Genomic DNA, 16,838 nt, shown 5'->3' with positions numbered 1-16,838 from the left:
GCCTTACAAGCAGAGGGTCGGCGGTTCGATCCCGTCAGCCTCCACCATACATCCCAAAAAAGTGAAGCAAAGCTTAGTAGCAACGCCGATTACTTTTTCGGGGCCCAATGAAATAACTTTTTAATAACGCGGGGTGGAGCAGCCCGGTAGCTCGTCGGGCTCATAACCCGAAGGCCGCAGGTTCAAATCCTGCCCCCGCAACCAACCTCCGTTTTATGTAAGGACGATTGAGAGGTTTACCTAGTGTGGAGCCGTGGTGTAGAGGCCTAACATGCCTGCCTGTCACGCAGGAGACCGCGGGTTCGAATCCCGTCGGCTCCGCCATTATACCCCAAAAAGTGAAGATAAGCTTTGTAGTATTTTCCGATTACTTTTCGGGGGCCCCGTATTAACATTTTGCAAGGCTCGGTAGCTCAGTCGGTAGAGCAGAGGACTGAAAATCCTCGTGTCGGCGGTTCGATTCCGTCCCGAGCCACCATGATAGTTTCATTATATGCCGTTGTAGCTCAACTGGTAGAGCAACTGACTTGTAATCAGTAGGTTGGGGGTTCAAGTCCTCTCGACGGCACCATTATCCCAATCGGGGAATCCCGGTAAGGGTATTGTATTTGGAGGCTTAGTGAAGTGGCTAAACACGGCAGACTGTAAATCTGCTCTCTCCGAGTTCGGTGGTTCGAATCCATCAGCCTCCACCACTTTTTCAAAACGATGTTCAAGATGTATGGCGGTCGTGGCGAAGGGGTTAACGCACTGGTCTGTGGCTCCAGCATTCGTGGGTTCAAGTCCCATCGATCGCCCCATTATTTTCTTAAATGTTGGGGATTAGCCAAGCGGTAAGGCAACGGACTTTGACTCCGTCATGCCAAGGTTCGAATCCTTGATCCCCAGTTTACAACCCCAAAAAGTGACGATGAGCTACGAAGCTTATCCGTCCGCAACGAGTGATAACTCGTTCGGCGTCTAAACTTACCTTATATACGCGGTCGTACTTCATCGTATTACTTCGATTAGAGTTTAGACATTACTTTCCGGGGGCCCCAAAATTTTAACACGAGCCATTAGCTCAGTTGGTAGAGCACCTGACTTTTAATCAGGGTGTCGTAGGTTCGAGTCCTACATGGCTCACCATTTGCCTGATTGACAGTGTGCGCGTATGGCGGAATTGGCAGACGCACTAGACTTAGGATCTAGCGGGAGACCGTGGGGGTTCAAGTCCCTCTACGCGCATCACAACCCCATTTAGTGACAAGTTGCTTTATGGGGGCCCTATTATGCGGAAGTGGCTCAGGGGTAGAGCATCGCCTTGCCAAGGCGAGGGTCGCGGGTTCGAATCCCGTCTTCCGCTTTGCTTTTTTGGCGCTATAGCCAAGTGGTAAGGCAGAGCTCTGCAAAAGCTTTATCCCCAGTTCGAATCTGGGTAGTGCCTTTAAGTAGCTCAAGTAAGCCGGAGTGGCGGAATCGGCAGACGCACAGGACTTAAAATCCTGCGGTAGGTGACTACCGTACCGGTTCGAGTCCGGTCTTCGGCATTAATCAACTTTATATTGTGTGCCCTTAGCTCAGCCGGATAGAGCGTTTGACTACGAATCAAAAGGTCGGGAGTTCGAATCTCTCAGGGCACGCCACTTAAGCCGGCGTGGCGGAATGGCAGACGCGCTCGACTCAAAATCGAGTGGGAAACCGTGGAGGTTCGAGTCCTCTCGCCGGTATTAACGGGACGTAGCTCAGCTTGGTAGAGCACCTGCTTTGGGAGCAGGGGGTCGCATGTTCAAATCGTGTCGTCCCGATTCTATTAAAATCGTTTAAGAAACAAGTATAATCAGATCAGCGAATAGCTATCGGTTATACTTGTTTTTGTTTTACAGAGAAATCCGTGGAACCTATGTTAAAATAAAGGCAAGACTAGCACATTAAAACGGAGGCATTCGTGAACAAGTACTCGATGCGTTCTCATTTGACAATAACTTTTGCGATAATAGCTATGATTCCGATTCTGATTCTCGGCGGATTTCAAGTATCACAGATCTCGAATATTACGAAGGAAGCTAATGAGAATCAGAAACAAACAACATATCGATTAGCGGACGCCGTTCATGCGTATATGAGCTACCACCAAAATGCCGTAGAAACATTGGCAGCTACGATTAGCGCTTCGGCCCCCCCGTTTAGAACCAGGGAAAGTTTAACGCTCAAGCTGCAGTCGCTTCATGAAAATTTGACTGGATTCAATGGCCTCTATGTCGTTGATCAACGTTATGCGATTAAAGCCATGAACACATCCGCGGATTCTTCCTTATTAGGATTTGATCTTAGCAATCGTGATTATACAAAACGTATACAAGCCTCGCGGCAAACCGTCATTTCTTCGTTGTTTCGCGCTCCGGAAGGGGCGAATTTACCAGCAGTAGCGATTGTTGCACCCATTTATGACGCCAAAAAGCAAATGGATGGATTCGTTCTCGCTGTATTGGATTTAGCGCCAATTAAGTCGCTTGCAACAGCATATGATTATGGGACACAAGCTTATCCGGTCGTTCTGGACCATACTGGAAGACCGGTCTACCACCCGAATAAGACGCTCACGGATACGTTAACGGATTTATCGCAAGAGCAGGTGGTAGTCGATGCAAGAAACGGTCATAAAGGCGAGGGAACATATGACCTTTCCAGTTCCGGACAAAAGGAATTTATTACTTATAAGTCAATTGATGATATCGGTTGGATCGTCTGGGTGGGCAGATCAAAGGATGCCGTTAATGCAGCTGTTAATGACTCTCTATGGATTACGTTCTTGCTGCTGATCGCAACGCTGGTCGTGACGGTTGTGCTTGGGAGCTTCCTTGCTAAACGATTGAATGGCACCATTCATGCGTTAGTGGGTTACACGCAGCGGCTTGCCAGCGGGACATTTCAGCAGATTGAGAGTGAAGTAGTTCCTAAGGGATCGCCTTTGGAACTGCAAATGCTGGCTGATCATTTTTTTCGAATGGCAGGGCAAATCAAAGAGAATCAGCAGGCACTTATGGAGCTGAATGCTGAACTGGAGACACGTGTAGAAGAGAGAACCCTAAGTCTGCTGCGCAAGAATCAGGAGTTGGAAATTGTGAACGCGCTGCTGATACCACCCATTGCAAATCGTGCGGCCGCTCAGCATATTGAAGAAGGGATTCAGCAGCTCGGTCATTTGATACAAGCAGCGGTGACATTGAATCTTTTGCATCCTGGGACAACATCTCTTGGCAGCTTTAAGGGGTGGAATGCCCCTGTTCCAAGTAATGAAGCAGTCAATCAAGTTGATGCTGATTTGCGCATACCTGTAATGGCGGGGAATTCGCTATTGGGGGAAATAGCTGTTAAGCAGGATGGCGAAGCGGTTAAGCAAGTCGAGCATAATCGCGCTTTTTTGCAAACGTTTGCGAATACGATTTCGATGATATTACAAAACGATATCTTGATGAAAAGCATGCAGCACGAGCATGCAACCTTAAACGCAGTATTGGAAAGTATGTCCGATGCAGTTGTCCTGATTGATGTGCAGCGTAGGGTTATTTATGCGAATCATCGGATGTCCGAACTCTTCGATATTCCGATGAGTGAATTGCTGGCAATGAGCGAGTATTCTTTGTTCCAGACAATCTCAGCACTTCTTTCGGAGAACCGTGAGGACTTGCAAAAGCTGACGGAGGAACCAAGTACACAAGGTACTTATACCATTAAGCTTCAGAATGGCAAAGAGCGCTTTATGATGGTATCGGCTTTTGAGGTGTCCCGCGCGGATCGGGTATATGGCCGAGGGTATGTATGGCGCGATATGACGAAGGAGCATGAAATTGATGCTCTTAAAAGCGATTTGATTTCGCTTGCTTCTCATGAATTTAAAACACCAATCACGGGCATCAGAGGCAGTGTAGAAACCTTGCTGCGGGTCGATGCCCAGTGGGAGGAGAGCTTTAAACTGGAGCTTTTGGAGGGCATTCATGAGGATATCGGGCGGATTCAAGACCTGATTGATGAGTGGCTGGATATTTCCAAAATTGAATCCGGCGCGATGCGAATTAATCCCCAGCCACTAAGACTGGAAGCAGTTGTGGAGAGTGCAAAAAGACGTTTGCCACAGCAGGCGGCTTACGCGCAAAGCCAATTCAGTGTAGAGCTATCTGATGGTCTGCCGCTCATTTATGCGGATAAATTGCGGCTTGAGCAGGTGCTAGTCAATTTATTTACAAATGCGATCCGGTACAATGAAAATCTTCCGGTCATTCAGATTAGTGCCAAGACAGATGAACAATTTGTGCATCTCGAAGTCCGGGACAATGGCATCGGGATACCGGCAGAGCATATAGGCAAAATATTTGACCGTTTCTACCGCGTGGACGTGTCATCCAGTCGTCAAACAGGCGGTACGGGACTTGGTCTGGCCATATGCAAAGGCATTATGGCAGCGCATGGCGGAGATATTCACGTGGAAAGTACGGTGGGCGTTGGCAGTGCCTTTACGATATCGATACCGAAGTTCCAGGGGAAGGAGAGTGGCTGAGTTGAAAAGACAGAAAATCATGATTGTCGACGATGAGCCGAAGATTGTTCGTTTCGTCGCCGCGAATCTCAAATCATTGAATTTCGCGACGTTAACCTGCCAGAGCGGAGCGGAGGCGCTGGAGAAGGTGGAGGCGTTTGATCCGGATTTGATTTTGCTCGATTTAATGATGCCGGGCATGGACGGGTTCGATGTTCTAAAAAGGCTCCGCACGTATTCCAGCGTTCCTGTCATTATGCTGACGGCGAGAAGCAATTCCAGCGATAAAGTTCAGGGGCTGAATCTGGGGGCGGACGACTATTTGACGAAGCCTTTTTCGCTGGATGAATTGTTTGCAAGGGTGAATGCGGTACTTCGCCGGATGGATGGCCGAATGACGGCTCCTGAGGCAACAAGTGAAATAACGTTAGGACCCGTGACAGTAAATCTAGCACAGCGAAGAACATGGTTGAATGCGACGGAGGTCAAGTTTACGGAAACGGAGTATAACCTTTTTGCCTTATTGCTGCAGCATGCAGGAAAAGTGATGACACATGAGCAACTGCTAAGCGAAGTTTGGGGGAGTGAATATCGGGATGAGGTTGAGTATCTGCGCGTTACGATTGCCCGCATTCGGCAAAAAGTGAAGAACATCGCCGAGGGGCTCGATTTGATCGTGACGTATCCAGGCGTGGGATATATGGCTCAATATGAATGAAAAAAGCATCCATTCTGTCAACGGACAGGCTGGATGCTTTTTCAGTAACCCTATTTCTTAATTGTAACGCCTGTTGCTGTAGCCCATTTTCCAACTGGTGCAACCGTATAAGTCGTGCCGGGAGTTAATTGACCGTTGTTTAATATTGCAAAAGTCGCTAATGCACCTTTACGGGATGATTGGGTGTACTCGGCAGTTAATACGGTGCCGTCGGGAGCCGTTAACGTCAAACGGCGCAGCACGAACAGTTCATCTTTCGGATCCTCAGTCATCGTGATCGTAAACGATTTCTCATTAACCGCGGCAGCGGATTGGATCGCAAGTGGTGCAATGTCTTTGGCTGTAAACGACGAATTTGCAAATGTAGCCCAGTCTGCCGACACTGTGTATTTTACGCCCGGTTTGAACGTCTCTCCGTTAGGGAGAATAAACTTAGGTGCTTGTCTGCCATCCGTTGCTTGTGTGAACGGTGAGTAAGTAGCCGTCATCGGCGCGCCGCCTTCAGGCGTAATTTGCACTTGGCGAGAACGCATGGAGGAGAGAATTTGATAAGATTTGCCCCCGGCGGTATTGTTCTCGTCTACGATGAACGAACCTGGACGGCTCTTGCTGTAAGCCGCAATGACGTATCCATAATCGGCAACCCCGTCTGCGAGTGTGGAATCGATTTCGAACATGTCGTTTGCAACTTGTTGAGTGGATTTTAGAGCGATTTTTTCCGAACTACCCGTAAAGGTTACAGTAGGCTGGCCTTTATAGGATAACGTGTAGGTCGTACCTGCTTTTTGCGTCGGCGTCGGAATGATGTAAGTCGATTTGGAGCCTGTTTTTAAACGCGGTTGGTTAGAAATCTTAAGCCCGTTGTCGAAAACAAAGTTTTTGGACGCTGGATCCAGTTCCAGATCCGCATTAGGAATCGGCGCCGAGAAAGTCACTTGCAAGGTAATGCCATTTAATGCTCGAATGCTTGTAATTTGAATGGGTGCCAGTTGCTGCGCTTCAAAGATAAGTAGTGCGGCTTCACCACGGGTTACTTGAGCGTTTGTGAGGGTTGCGCTGCTTGGCAGCTTCTGCACGTCAACTTTATCTACTTTCAGCACGCTGGAAAGGATATCGATCAGTTGATCGGAAGTAATGGTTTGAGTTGGGCCGAATTTGCCGGCTTCACCTTTTATTGCGCCAACGGCCGCAAGCGCAGTGGTGTAAGTTTGAAACCAATCAGCAGAAGTTACATCGCTGAAGTTGTTCGTCGCGGAGCTGTTCAGGTTGACATGAAGCGCTAAAGCAACCATTTTCGCAATTTCTGCACGAGTAACTTGTTGATTAGGTTTGAAGGTGCTGTTTTCATAGCCTGAAACGACATGTTGTCCAGCCAGTTGTTCAATGGCTGATTGCACCTGAGGCGAGCTCGCCGTATCTGTAAACGGGCTTGCGGCCATCGCGCCCATAGGAAGCAGTGCTGACAACCCTACCGCTGTCGTAATGGTTAATGCTGCTAGAGATTTTTTGTTGCTTTTCATGTTTACCACTCCTGTTCGCTATTTTAAGTTGCGTTGCAAGCTCGGTTGTGCCTTTGTTGTCTACATGGTTTAGCTTACACGGCAGCTCATTACAATCGAATAAAAATTCAGAGCCCGGCATTACAAATTCGTAAAAATGCTCCCAGGAAGCACAAAAAGATCGCAACCACCTGGCCGTATTGGCTGGGGTTAGCGATCTTTTCTACGACATAAATGTCTTTATTAGGCTTTCTCATATGAGGGACTAGTTTGCCCGAACGTCTTGACCGTGTGGAACGACACTGCGCGAGACGGATCCTGTCAATCGCTCCGGTGGGAACACTTGACGTACCGGAGCGATGATGAGAGCGGCCAGGGCTGCTTTAATCGCATCACCAGGCAAATATGGATAGCAACCGGCGATCATAGCTTTGGAGAAGGTCAGGGACGGCACTCTGTACATAAGCCATGGAACTCCAGAAACATAAAGAAGAAGCGAGCCGAGAATTTCGAGAACGACGAAGGTTGCAAGGTAGCCCAAAATGCCATTCATTCGAATGCGTGGTAAAACGAGACCGATAAGCAGCGCTGCAAAAGGAAACATCAGAATAAACCCGCCGGTCGGTCCAAGAACGACGCTGATTCCGCCAGTCCCGTGGAGCAGCGGGAAGCCGATTGCTGTCAATACGACGACAAGCGCCATACTCAAAAATCCGTAACGAGCGCCAAGTAAGCCGCCGGCAAGCATAACCGCTAGCGTTTGAAGGGTGATAGGCACAGGGGTAAAACCCAACGGGATACTAACAAAGCTGAATAAAACTAAGATGGCCGCAAATAAAGCGCTAAATACAATGCCCCGAAGAGTTAGTTTCATATTGTTCATCTCTCCTGTTTCTGTTATTGTTAATGTATTGTCAACTTACACTTACGAATCCGGTTGACAATTGAGATCATAGCACATCTTCTGAGAAAGTGAAAGGAAATTTTACATATGCTCCAAAAAACAGTAATAGCGGCTTTGCAGCAAGCTTCAGTTGTTTATAAAACGGAAACCGGTCAAGGAAGGCGAGTATGGTCTGACATAACAATCGACATACGCGCTGGGGAATGGATTATGGTTACCGGCCCTAATGGCAGCGGAAAAAGCACCCTGGCCAGCGTACTGCTGGGCTTGTGCCCGCTCTCTAGCGGACAGTTGGTCCGTTTACAGCGTGAAAGTGTGCTGATCCGAGGTGTTCTGCAAATACCGGAAGCCCAGTTTGTCGGTGATACGGTAGAGGAAGAGATGCAGTATGTGCCGGAAACCGAGCATATGACCACGAATGAGCGAGAGGCATTTTATCAGGAGGCGCTAAAAAGCGTAGGTCTATCCATCCCGCTGAACCGTTCACTCCATACGTTGTCCGGTGGACAAAAACAGTTGGTGAATATTGCCGCAGCGCTTGCAGCTAAACCCGCGGTGCTCGTCTTGGATGAACCTACTGCGATGCTGGATCCTGCTGCAAGGCAAGAAGTGATTCAAGCGGTGCGCCAGGCACATGAGCAGGGGACGACGATTGTCTGGATTACGCATCGATTGGAGGAAGCGGCGGAAGCAAGTCGCGTTATCGCTTTCGGCGGTGGAAAGGTTGCTTTTGATGGGGCGCCTTCAGCGTTTTTTTACGGGGAAGGCGATGTAGGAGCAGAGGGCTTAACACCCTGTAGAAAGCTTGGATTAGAACCGCCGTTTGTTGTACAGACAGCCTTCGAGCTGTTAACAAGGGGCATCCGGTTACGGCGGCTGCCGCTCAGCGCGGATGAACTGGCAGAGGCGGTAACTGGTCTATGACGATTCTACTGGAAGATATTCGCGTTTGCGCGCCGGATGACAAACATCATGAATTGCTGAGAGGGATTAACCTTGAGCTGCAAGATAGCGCCGTGACCTTGCTTATCGGGCATACAGGTTCCGGCAAGTCCACGCTTCTGCAGGTGTTGGGAGGGATTGTAGAGCCCTCGTCCGGGAGGATCACGTTGGATGAACAGCCTTTGTGGAAAAAGGGGAAAGTGGATCGTGCCCACCTAATTCGCCTAGGGCTGACGTTCCAATTCCCCGAACAGCAGCTATTCGCGGGCAGTATCTCCCGCGAATTCGCATACTCGCTGCGCCCCTACAGAATCGGGGCGGAGGAGCGCGAGCGCCGCATCCGGAGCGCTCGGGAAGACTTCGATCCACATGGCGTTTTCGCCATGGATCGGTCGCCCTTTGCGCTGAGCGGCGGCGAACAGCGCCGCCTCGCGCTGGCAACCACGTTCGCCGCTACACCGGACTGGCTCCTCATGGATGAGCCGACTGCCGGCTTGGAGGCGGCAGCCGTCCGCGAATTGCTGCGCGTCATTCGCGAGCGCGAACGTGGCGGCTTCGTCATCGCCACGCATGATCTGGACACGTTCTTTCCGCTTGCGGACCGTGTCATCGTGATGGACCACGGCGCGATTGTCGCAGACGGCACGCCGGCCGAGCTCTGTCGCGCGCCGGAGCTGCTCGCGCGCGCGGGTGTCGGGCTCCCGAGCTGCGCGGAGGTCGCGCAGTCGCTTGCCGGGCGAGGCATCGCGATCGCGCCCGACCGGCTCACGCCGCAGCTCGCCGCTGAGGCGATCGCGGAGGCACTGCTCGTGCGCGCGGCTAGCGCCGAGCGCAGCGCAGCGCAGCCCGCGCCGCTTGCGGGCGCGAGCACGCCCGGCGCTGGTCGCGCCGCCAGCGCGGCTGCGCCAGCGCCTGCGGCGGTAGCGGCACAGCCGCCGCAGCCGCCGCTGCGCAAGCAGGCCGCCTGGCTGCGGCTGGACCCGCGGGCGAAGTGGCTGCTCTATCTGCTGCTCGTCATCGGGACGATGCTGCAGCAGCAGTGGGGCGGCCTCGCCGCGGCGGCCGTGCCTGTCGCGCTCGCCTTTATCGGAATACCGCGGTCTGTCTTGCGCGGCGGATTGAAGATTGTGTGGCCATTTTTCATCTTCATGGCCATATCCATCTTCCTGGCAGGTATACAGTTCGCGCCAGCTAATTCGCATTACCCAATTGGTTTCTCGATAGATCGAGCCTGGAATACGATGCTGAATGTGACGCGACTTTTCATTGTCGTTATCGCAGGCTATTGGCTGGCAGCTACGACACCTTATGGCCAGTTGGTTCAGGGGCTGAACTGGGCGCTGCAATATTTCAAAAAAGCCAAGCTGCCCGTCGATTCCTTCGCCTTGGCGGTCTCGCTAATTTTTCGGTTTATTCCGCTTATTTTACGGGAATGGCAGCGGTTCTCCGCGATTGTAAGGGCACGAGGCAAAGCAGCTCTGCGCCCCGGCGCGGTGCGCGCGAGAGATATCCCGGCTTTGGTTGTACCGCTTTTGCTCTCTATGTTTTATAAGGCAGAAGAAATGACTGTAGCGATGGAGCTGAAAAAGGTAGATGGCAAGCAACTTTCACTTAAGACCAATTTGCTGAAGTGGCAGCGCGCGGATACGGTTCTTGTTATCGGGGGCATTTTTTGTTTTGTACTATTAGTACTTGTTCGAAAGTGAGTAAAAATGTAATCTTCAGGGAATATTTGGGGGAATAGTACTTGCAGAGTATAAAATCTACATGATATCATAAAGCTAAATAAGGACGGTCCGCTAAACCGTCCCCGCGTACAATCTTGGGTGGACTCCCTCCCGAGTAAATGCTTAGAGAAGTAACCCACTTAGGCGGTCAACCTTTGGAGTGGGTTACTTTCGTTTGTCGATGTAGGTCAAGAGCGCCAGAATGAAACTGCCGAACGCAAACATGATCATCACCGTTTGGAAAGTTTCCATGGCATCCTCCTCCTTTCCGGAGGATTGCCGCACCCAAGGTCGAGTTGTACGCTAGGTATATCATAATCCAACTATTACCATTATTCAATAAATAGGTTAGATTACTAGAACAGCCCTTAACAGGGCTGTTTTTTCATCGCCAGAATGTTTAAATCCTTTTCGAACAAAATATGTAGCGAGTTAGAGCTGGTGAAACATGTGAAGGGGAAATGTACCCGGAATAAGGAGTCTAGCCACCCTGAAAATTGAAAAGGGTAGAACAATAAACAGCAAATGCACAACTGGAAAGATGTTTATCATTGTAACAGACCTGTGAGGATGCTGAGGTCGTGTCTCGAACGATATTTTTCATCTTAACAGACGAGAAAATGGAGGATTGACAGGGGGCTCAAGACAATGACCTGGCAATCGGCCAGTTTTTTTCATTTCACCTGTCCAATGGACAAGCTGATCCTGTAATTGCCGAACCTTAACAGTTGATCCAGCAAATTTCCCAGCTCCTGAGACGAGCCGACGCGCACACGCATCCAGTAGCAGCCTTCGCCGCTAACTCGGTGCATCTCCACGATTTGTTCATTTTGCTGTACAAAAGATTGAAACGACTGGTGCGCCGTATTCGAATTCATGAAAACCGTGATGAAGGCATGCACGTTCTGCCCGATTTTATCGGGATTCCAACGCAGCGTGTAGCCTTCTATAAGTCTGATATCCTGCATTTTTCTAACGCGTGCTCCGACCGCCTGTCCAGTCAGGTGAACGAGTTCCCCAATCACTTTGTGAGGCCGGGTAGCGTCCTCCAACAAACACGCCAAAATGCGCAGATCGATCTCGTCAATTGCCGAAGTACTCATCGATGTCGAATTCCTTTCATGATGAAAATGAAAGCCGATTTTCCGTTTCATCAGGTTGTATACGTATCGCTCAGCTTTTTTTACAATTGTAACAGATCGACGAATTCACGATAAGAGGTGTTTCAATAATGAAAATTCAACTCATTCGCCACGCAACCTTGTGGCTGGAATACGCGGGCGTCACTTTCCTGATCGATCCGATGTTTAGTGAGGCAGGAGCCAATCCTCCAATCCCGGGTTCTTCGAACGACCGTCGGAATCCGCTCATTCCCCTGCCGGCATCGATGGATTCTTGGCTGCACCCTGACGCTGTTCTGGTAACGCACCTGCACCGTGATCACTGGGATGATGCGGCAGCAGAGGCATTGCCCAAAGCGACTCCGATCTTTTGCCAACCTGGAAATGAAGAAACCATCAGCTCCCAGGGGTTTACAACCGTATCAGCCATTGAAAGAACGATTTCTACAAGAAATATTCAAATCAGCCGAACGAGCGGTCAGCATGGAACGGGCGAAATCGGCCAGAAGATGGGACCCGTATCCGGTTTCGTGTTGCAAGCTGATGGCGAACCGACGCTTTATGTAGCGGGCGACACGATTTGGTGCAGTGATGTAGAGCAAGCGTTAGATACCTATCGTCCAGACGTCAGTATCGTAAATGCTGGAGGCGCACGGTTTGAGGTCGGCGATCCGATCACGATGGAGCTGGACGACATCATTCAAGTGTGTAAGCACGCACCTTATACGCAAGTCGTGGCTGTACACATGGACGCGATCAATCATTGCTTCTTGACCAGAGAGGACTTGCACAACAGACTAGCCGATGTCGGGCTCCTTGATCAAGTCGCTATTCCGAGGGATGGCGAATGGGTTTAAATCTTTGATCCTCTAAAGGCGGTTATTCCTAATGGAATGACCCCTCTTGAGGATTTTTTTATCTTCGTCCCTGGAAACTTTCTGTTGACACCTTAAGGGGAAGAAAATAAAATAAACAACATAAATAGTAATGAAACAACTTAAAACAACAAAAATTCAAAGAAGAATCAAACTTGATGAGAAGAGGCGATGCCATGCGTCACTTAGTATTTCGAGAAGATCGTACGTTTACAATTGTTCAGTTCACAGATGTGCATATGAAAGCCGGTGGAGACGCCGATGCTCAAACTTGTATGCTCATGGAACAAATTCTAGAAGCGGAACGACCGGATCTTGTTGTTTTCACCGGAGACGTTATTGAAGCGAATGCCTGTGATGATCCGCTACACCGGTTTGATCTTGCGGTTTCAATCGTGGATAAGCGGTGTATTCCATGGACGGTTGTATTTGGAAACCATGATACGGAGTCCAAGATTACTAGAGATGAGCTGATGAAAGCAGTCTCGGGATATGCGTATGCACTTGCCGAGCCAGGACCCGCGGAATTGAGTGGGGTCGGGAACTATGTCATCGAGGTGAAGAATACGATGGGGCGGACAGCAGCGCTGTTGTATCACTTGGATTCGGGAAGCGTATCCTCCCTTCCTCATGTACCCGGCTACGGTTGGTTGGAGCGAGATCAAATCGATTGGTATGAGCAGCAAGCTAGGGCGTACAAGACAAGCAACGATGGCCAGCCGCTTCCTGCACTTGCGTTTTTTCACATTCCACTCCCGGAATATGCAGAGGTGTGGGAGCATGAGGTGTGCTATGGACACCAATATGAGACCGTCTGCTGCCCGAGGATGAATACAGGCCTGTTCGCTGCTATGGTTGGCATGGGAGATGTGATGGGAACGTTTGCGGGACATGACCATACGAACGACTATTGGGGCGAACTCCATGGAATCCGCCTTAGTTATGGCAGAGCGACGGGATACAATACATATGGCAGAGAAGGATTTCCTCGCGGGGCGAGGGTCATTCGCTTGCACGAAGGTGAACGTGACTTCGAGACGTGGCTCCGTTTGGCGGATGGTTCGGTCCTTACAGAACAGCCGGAACACGAACCGGAAAACGGAAATTAAGGAATTGCAATCATTCTTCATCCTAATAGATGGCGAGCCGTCAGGTAAATTTATCCGATGGTTCGCCTTTTTTCGTGGGCAACATATAGTGTTTGGTGCTTGACAGGGAAAAACAACTCTATTAAGATTAAGCTGTATTACAGCTATACAGTTATATAGTAACATAGTTACTCAGTCAAAGGCGGGTGATCGAAAACTACTAACTAAGTCCATCATGAAGGCATAGAAAAAAACATCGAATTCATAGGGAGGTTATAAGTATGTTTGTTACAAAGAGAATGTACGCCATGGGATTGGCCGTCGTCATGTTAGCGGGTACGGTCATGGCTGGTTGCTCAACCGATACGAACAAGGGCAACACGGCTGGAGATAAAAAAAATACCGTGACCCTAAAAATGATCGAAAGCTTGACCAGTCCGGAAAGAACGACGCTTCTTAAAAATATGATCGGCGAATTCGAGAAGCAAAATCCAACGATTAAGGTCGAATTGATCTCGCCGCCGCTTCAGAATGCGGATACGAAAATCGCTGCGATGCTGAGTGCGAAAGAAGAGCTGGATGTCCTCGAAGTGCGTGATATTACCGCAAAACAGTTTGTAACGAATCAATTTATTGAAGACTTGAAACCGTTTACAGATAAATGGGAATCGTATAAAACATTGAATGATAGCGCGAAAATGGCTGCAGAGTATATCGATCATAAGCCCTATTACATACCTTACGGACTGTATCAAAAAGTACTGTACTACCGTCAAGATTGGTTTAAGGAAAAGGGATTAACCCCTCCCCAAACATGGCAAGAGGTTTATGAGAAAGGCAAGGCGTTGACCGATCCTGCTAAGAATCGATACGGCTATGCTTATCGAGGCGGTGCCGGCGGTGATAACTTTACTCTTATGATCATGCAGGCTTTTGTTGGAGATAAAATAAACCCGGACGACTCCATGTTCCTGAAGGACGGCCAAACCATTTTCTCCTCGCCGGAAGCGAAGCAAGGTATGGAATTATTCACCAAAATTTATAAAGAAGCATCGCCGAAGGATTCAACGAACTGGGCATTTTCCGAAACCGTAGAAAGCTTCGTATCGGGGGTAACCGCGATGCTGATCAACGATCCGGAGGTCATCTCGGTAACGAAAGAGAAAATGGCGGAAGGAACTTGGGCGACAGCGCCAATTCCACTGGGTCCGAGCGGTAAAGCTCCGAGGTTTGTCGGCGCTGCGGGCTGGGGAATGACTTCATACTCCAAGCATAAGGAAGAGGCCTGGAAATTGATTCAATTCTTATCCAGTCCGGAACAGAACTTGGCATTCTCTAAAGGCATCGGACTTATTCCAATTTATACCTCGGCTGCGAAAGATGAATTTTTCAAGGTCGGGGCCTACCAAGCTTTTATTAATATGAATAACAACCCGCAGCAGTACTTCATGATGAGAGACGCTACGGACTATCAAGGTTACGGGCAATTTAAGAAGCTGCAAGTGGAGAACAATCAGGCGCTGATCCTGGGCAGCATGCCGCTGGATAAAGTTCTCGAGCAATGGGACGCGTACTGGAAAAACGAAAAAGCCAACCAGAAAAAATAAGCCGGATGACATGACTTTATTTAGAGGGGTCTGGGATAAGAAGGCCCCTCTTTTTCATGGGATATTTACGGTAGGAGGAAAAAAATGAAGGGCAATGTGAACCGATTCATATTTTATTGCTTGCTGCCTTCCATACTGATCGTTGCTGTATTTACGTTTTACCCTTTTTTCCGGGGCGTCGGTATGGCGTTCCAGAAGTATACGTTATTCGATTTAACGGATATTCATTTTATCGGTTTTGATAATTTCACTCAAATATTTGGGCAGCCTGCATTTGTGAAAGCTTTGTCCAACAGCTTCTTCTGGGTGTTTATCTCCCTCATATTACAGTTTGCGATCGGGTTCATCTTGGCACTGGTATTGAAAAAGCCATTCAAAGGCAGAGGCATCTACCAAGGGCTTGTCTTCTACTCGTGGGCCATGTCCGGATTCCTTATCGGGATTATTTGGAGATGGTTGTTTAATGCCCAAATCGGGGTCATCAACGATCTGCTTTTGAAGATGGGCATCATTACGGAACGAATCGGCTTCTTATCGGATCCCAAATGGGCACTTTCTTCGGTGATTACAGCGAATGTCTGGTATGGCGTTGCATTCTTTGCCATCATGCTGCTTGCCGCGCTGCAATCGATTCCTTCAGATCTGTATGAGTCTGCAGGTATCGATGGGGCGAACGGTTGGCGAAAGCTTTGGCATGTGACGATCCCTTATATCATGCCGACAATTATTGCCACGACGCTGCTGCGGGTCATCTGGATCTTCAACTTTCCGGATATTATTTATGCGATGACGAATGGCGGACCGGCAGGCGCATCCCATATTTTGGCCACGTTCATGATGGATAAAATTATGTTTGGAGGCGACTACGGCCAGGCGGCTGCAGCGGGGGTCATTATGGTCATCTTATTGGCCATGTATACGGTGTTTTACTTAATGGCGACCAAGTCGGAGAAAGGAGCTGATTTTTAATGAATCCAATGTTTAGACGGCTGCAGCTCCCCGTTAAGGTGTTATTTTTGAGCATCGTGCTCGTTATCATGGTATTTCCGTTGTATTGGATTCTAATCACGTCACTCAAGCCGTCCAAAGAAATTTTCAAAATGCCGCTGGAATATTGGCCATCGACGGTATCTTTCGAAAACTACATTCATATCTTCAAAATTTCCAATTTTCACATCTATATCATCAACAGTCTAACTGTCTCTCTTGCATCAGCCTTTACGGTGCTTCTCATCACAACGCTTAGCGCTTACGTATTGGCACGTTATAAATTTAAGGGCGGTCCGCACATTATGTTCGCTTTTTTCATGACGCAGATGATTCCGGCCTTTATAGGTTTCGCTCCTTTGTATGTCATGATGTCGAAATTTGGACTGCTTAATCAGTTATACTCGCTTATTATTTTGTACACGGCCGGACTCATTCCGTTCTGCACGATTATGCTCCGCGGTTTTTTTCAACGCATTCCTGCCAGTTTGGAAGAAGCGGCTATGATCGACGGTTGCTCCAGGCTATCGGCGCTGTACCGTATTATTATGCCGGTCATGCTGCCGGGGATTGCGGCAACTTTCATTTTTGCTTTTGTACAGAATTGGAATGAACTGTTCATGTCGATTATGTTTATCGATAAAGAATCAGCCAAAACGATACCGGTTGCCATGAACGGTTTCATTACAAAATTTAATATCGACTGGGGCCCCATGTCTGCAGGAGCGGTATTATCGGTCGTTCCAACCGTTATTATTTTTGCGCTCTGTCAGCGATTAATAGTCGCAGGTTTAACGCAAGGCGCCGAAAAAGGATAAATAGAAAAAGTCATAGATTGTCATAAGGAGAAGGTG

Annotated in this window: 13 protein-coding genes and 15 tRNA genes; 24 read left to right on the top strand and 4 right to left on the bottom strand. The window is 49.0% G+C overall.

What is annotated here, in order from left to right; all coding sequences use genetic code 11:
- Positions 1-127 precede the first annotated feature (127 nt).
- From ACFQZT_RS16560 to ACFQZT_RS16480, 17 genes are all read left to right on the top strand, one after another.
- Positions 128-204 (top strand) — tRNA-Met (locus ACFQZT_RS16560).
- Positions 205-247: 43 nt separating this feature from the next.
- Positions 248-324: transfer RNA gene (locus tag ACFQZT_RS16555), tRNA-Asp, on the top strand.
- A 78-nt stretch (positions 325-402) separates the two neighbouring features.
- Positions 403-478 (top strand) — tRNA-Phe (locus ACFQZT_RS16550).
- 17 nt (positions 479-495) lie between these two features.
- Positions 496-571, top strand: a tRNA-Thr gene (locus tag ACFQZT_RS16545).
- A gap of 39 nt (positions 572-610) precedes the next feature.
- Positions 611-695: transfer RNA gene (locus tag ACFQZT_RS16540), tRNA-Tyr, on the top strand.
- A 29-nt stretch (positions 696-724) separates the two neighbouring features.
- A tRNA-His gene (locus ACFQZT_RS16535) sits at positions 725-800 on the top strand.
- Positions 801-816: 16 nt separating this feature from the next.
- A tRNA-Gln gene (locus ACFQZT_RS16530) sits at positions 817-888 on the top strand.
- 164 nt (positions 889-1,052) lie between these two features.
- Positions 1,053-1,128 (top strand) — tRNA-Lys (locus ACFQZT_RS16525).
- 19 nt (positions 1,129-1,147) lie between these two features.
- Positions 1,148-1,227: transfer RNA gene (locus ACFQZT_RS16520), tRNA-Leu, on the top strand.
- Positions 1,228-1,273: 46 nt separating this feature from the next.
- Positions 1,274-1,345: transfer RNA gene (locus tag ACFQZT_RS16515), tRNA-Gly, on the top strand.
- A gap of 10 nt (positions 1,346-1,355) precedes the next feature.
- Positions 1,356-1,426, top strand: a tRNA-Cys gene (locus tag ACFQZT_RS16510).
- A 17-nt stretch (positions 1,427-1,443) separates the two neighbouring features.
- A tRNA-Leu gene (locus tag ACFQZT_RS16505) sits at positions 1,444-1,529 on the top strand.
- A gap of 19 nt (positions 1,530-1,548) precedes the next feature.
- Positions 1,549-1,625, top strand: a tRNA-Arg gene (locus ACFQZT_RS16500).
- A gap of 5 nt (positions 1,626-1,630) precedes the next feature.
- A tRNA-Leu gene (locus ACFQZT_RS16495) sits at positions 1,631-1,709 on the top strand.
- Positions 1,710-1,713: 4 nt separating this feature from the next.
- Positions 1,714-1,787: transfer RNA gene (locus ACFQZT_RS16490), tRNA-Pro, on the top strand.
- Between the two features lie 140 nt (positions 1,788-1,927).
- Positions 1,928-4,537 (top strand): ATP-binding protein, encoded by a 2,610-nt coding sequence (locus tag ACFQZT_RS16485; RefSeq protein ID WP_379301740.1) that lies wholly within the window; start codon positions 1,928-1,930, stop codon positions 4,535-4,537.
- Position 4,538: 1 nt separating this feature from the next.
- Positions 4,539-5,234, top strand: coding sequence for a response regulator transcription factor (locus tag ACFQZT_RS16480; RefSeq protein ID WP_379301738.1), 696 nt, complete (start codon positions 4,539-4,541; stop codon positions 5,232-5,234).
- A 50-nt stretch (positions 5,235-5,284) separates the two neighbouring features.
- Here the strand turns inward: ACFQZT_RS16480 and ACFQZT_RS16475 are convergent, their stop codons facing one another.
- Both ACFQZT_RS16475 and ACFQZT_RS16470 read right to left on the bottom strand, forming a co-directional pair.
- Positions 5,285-6,754, bottom strand: coding sequence for an S-layer homology domain-containing protein (locus tag ACFQZT_RS16475; RefSeq protein WP_379301736.1), 1,470 nt, complete (start codon positions 6,752-6,754; stop codon positions 5,285-5,287).
- Between the two features lie 244 nt (positions 6,755-6,998).
- The gene (locus ACFQZT_RS16470) at positions 6,999-7,607 is read right to left on the bottom strand and encodes a biotin transporter BioY (RefSeq protein ID WP_379301734.1); all 609 of its coding nucleotides are present in this window, start codon (positions 7,605-7,607) and stop codon (positions 6,999-7,001) included.
- A 117-nt stretch (positions 7,608-7,724) separates the two neighbouring features.
- Here ACFQZT_RS16470 and ACFQZT_RS16465 point away from each other — a divergent pair, with 117 nt between their 5' ends.
- Both ACFQZT_RS16465 and ACFQZT_RS16460 read left to right on the top strand, forming a co-directional pair.
- Positions 7,725-8,561 (top strand): ATP-binding cassette domain-containing protein, encoded by an 837-nt coding sequence (locus tag ACFQZT_RS16465; RefSeq protein ID WP_379301732.1) that lies wholly within the window; start codon positions 7,725-7,727, stop codon positions 8,559-8,561.
- Entirely contained in the window at positions 8,558-10,285 is a 1,728-nt protein-coding gene (locus tag ACFQZT_RS16460) for an ATP-binding cassette domain-containing protein (RefSeq protein ID WP_379301730.1), read from the top strand. The genes ACFQZT_RS16465 and ACFQZT_RS16460 overlap by 4 nt, the downstream gene beginning before the upstream one ends.
- A 186-nt stretch (positions 10,286-10,471) precedes the next feature.
- Here the strand turns inward: ACFQZT_RS16460 and ACFQZT_RS16455 are convergent, their stop codons facing one another.
- Both ACFQZT_RS16455 and ACFQZT_RS16450 read right to left on the bottom strand, forming a co-directional pair.
- Positions 10,472-10,558, bottom strand: coding sequence for a putative holin-like toxin (locus tag ACFQZT_RS16455; RefSeq protein WP_379301759.1), 87 nt, complete (start codon positions 10,556-10,558; stop codon positions 10,472-10,474).
- A gap of 422 nt (positions 10,559-10,980) precedes the next feature.
- Entirely contained in the window at positions 10,981-11,409 is a 429-nt protein-coding gene (locus ACFQZT_RS16450; protein ID WP_379301728.1) for an Lrp/AsnC family transcriptional regulator, read from the bottom strand.
- A 128-nt stretch (positions 11,410-11,537) separates the two neighbouring features.
- Here ACFQZT_RS16450 and ACFQZT_RS16445 point away from each other — a divergent pair, with 128 nt between their 5' ends.
- The 5 genes from ACFQZT_RS16445 to ACFQZT_RS16425 all read left to right on the top strand — a co-directional run bounded on the left by ACFQZT_RS16445 (position 11,538) and on the right by ACFQZT_RS16425 (position 16,802).
- A complete protein-coding gene (locus ACFQZT_RS16445; protein WP_379301726.1) occupies positions 11,538-12,284 on the top strand; it encodes an MBL fold metallo-hydrolase in 747 nt (248 codons plus the stop codon).
- A gap of 194 nt (positions 12,285-12,478) precedes the next feature.
- Positions 12,479-13,411 (top strand): metallophosphoesterase family protein, encoded by a 933-nt coding sequence (locus tag ACFQZT_RS16440; RefSeq protein ID WP_379301724.1) that lies wholly within the window; start codon positions 12,479-12,481, stop codon positions 13,409-13,411.
- A 260-nt stretch (positions 13,412-13,671) separates the two neighbouring features.
- Positions 13,672-14,997: an ABC transporter substrate-binding protein gene (locus tag ACFQZT_RS16435; RefSeq protein ID WP_379301722.1), complete on the top strand. Its 1,326-nt coding sequence runs from the start codon at positions 13,672-13,674 to the stop codon at positions 14,995-14,997.
- An 84-nt stretch (positions 14,998-15,081) separates the two neighbouring features.
- Positions 15,082-15,966: a carbohydrate ABC transporter permease gene (locus tag ACFQZT_RS16430; protein ID WP_379301720.1), complete on the top strand. Its 885-nt coding sequence runs from the start codon at positions 15,082-15,084 to the stop codon at positions 15,964-15,966.
- Positions 15,966-16,802 (top strand): carbohydrate ABC transporter permease, encoded by an 837-nt coding sequence (locus tag ACFQZT_RS16425; RefSeq protein WP_379301718.1) that lies wholly within the window; start codon positions 15,966-15,968, stop codon positions 16,800-16,802. Before ACFQZT_RS16430 ends, ACFQZT_RS16425 begins: the two co-directional genes overlap by 1 nt.
- Positions 16,803-16,838: the final 36 nt, after the last annotated feature.

Source organism: Paenibacillus sp. GCM10027628, from assembly GCF_042676385.1.
Classification (GTDB): domain Bacteria; phylum Bacillota; class Bacilli; order Paenibacillales; family NBRC-103111; genus Paenibacillus_E.
Note: the sequence above shows the minus strand (reverse complement) of the source record. Positions and strands in the feature narration are given on the sequence as shown.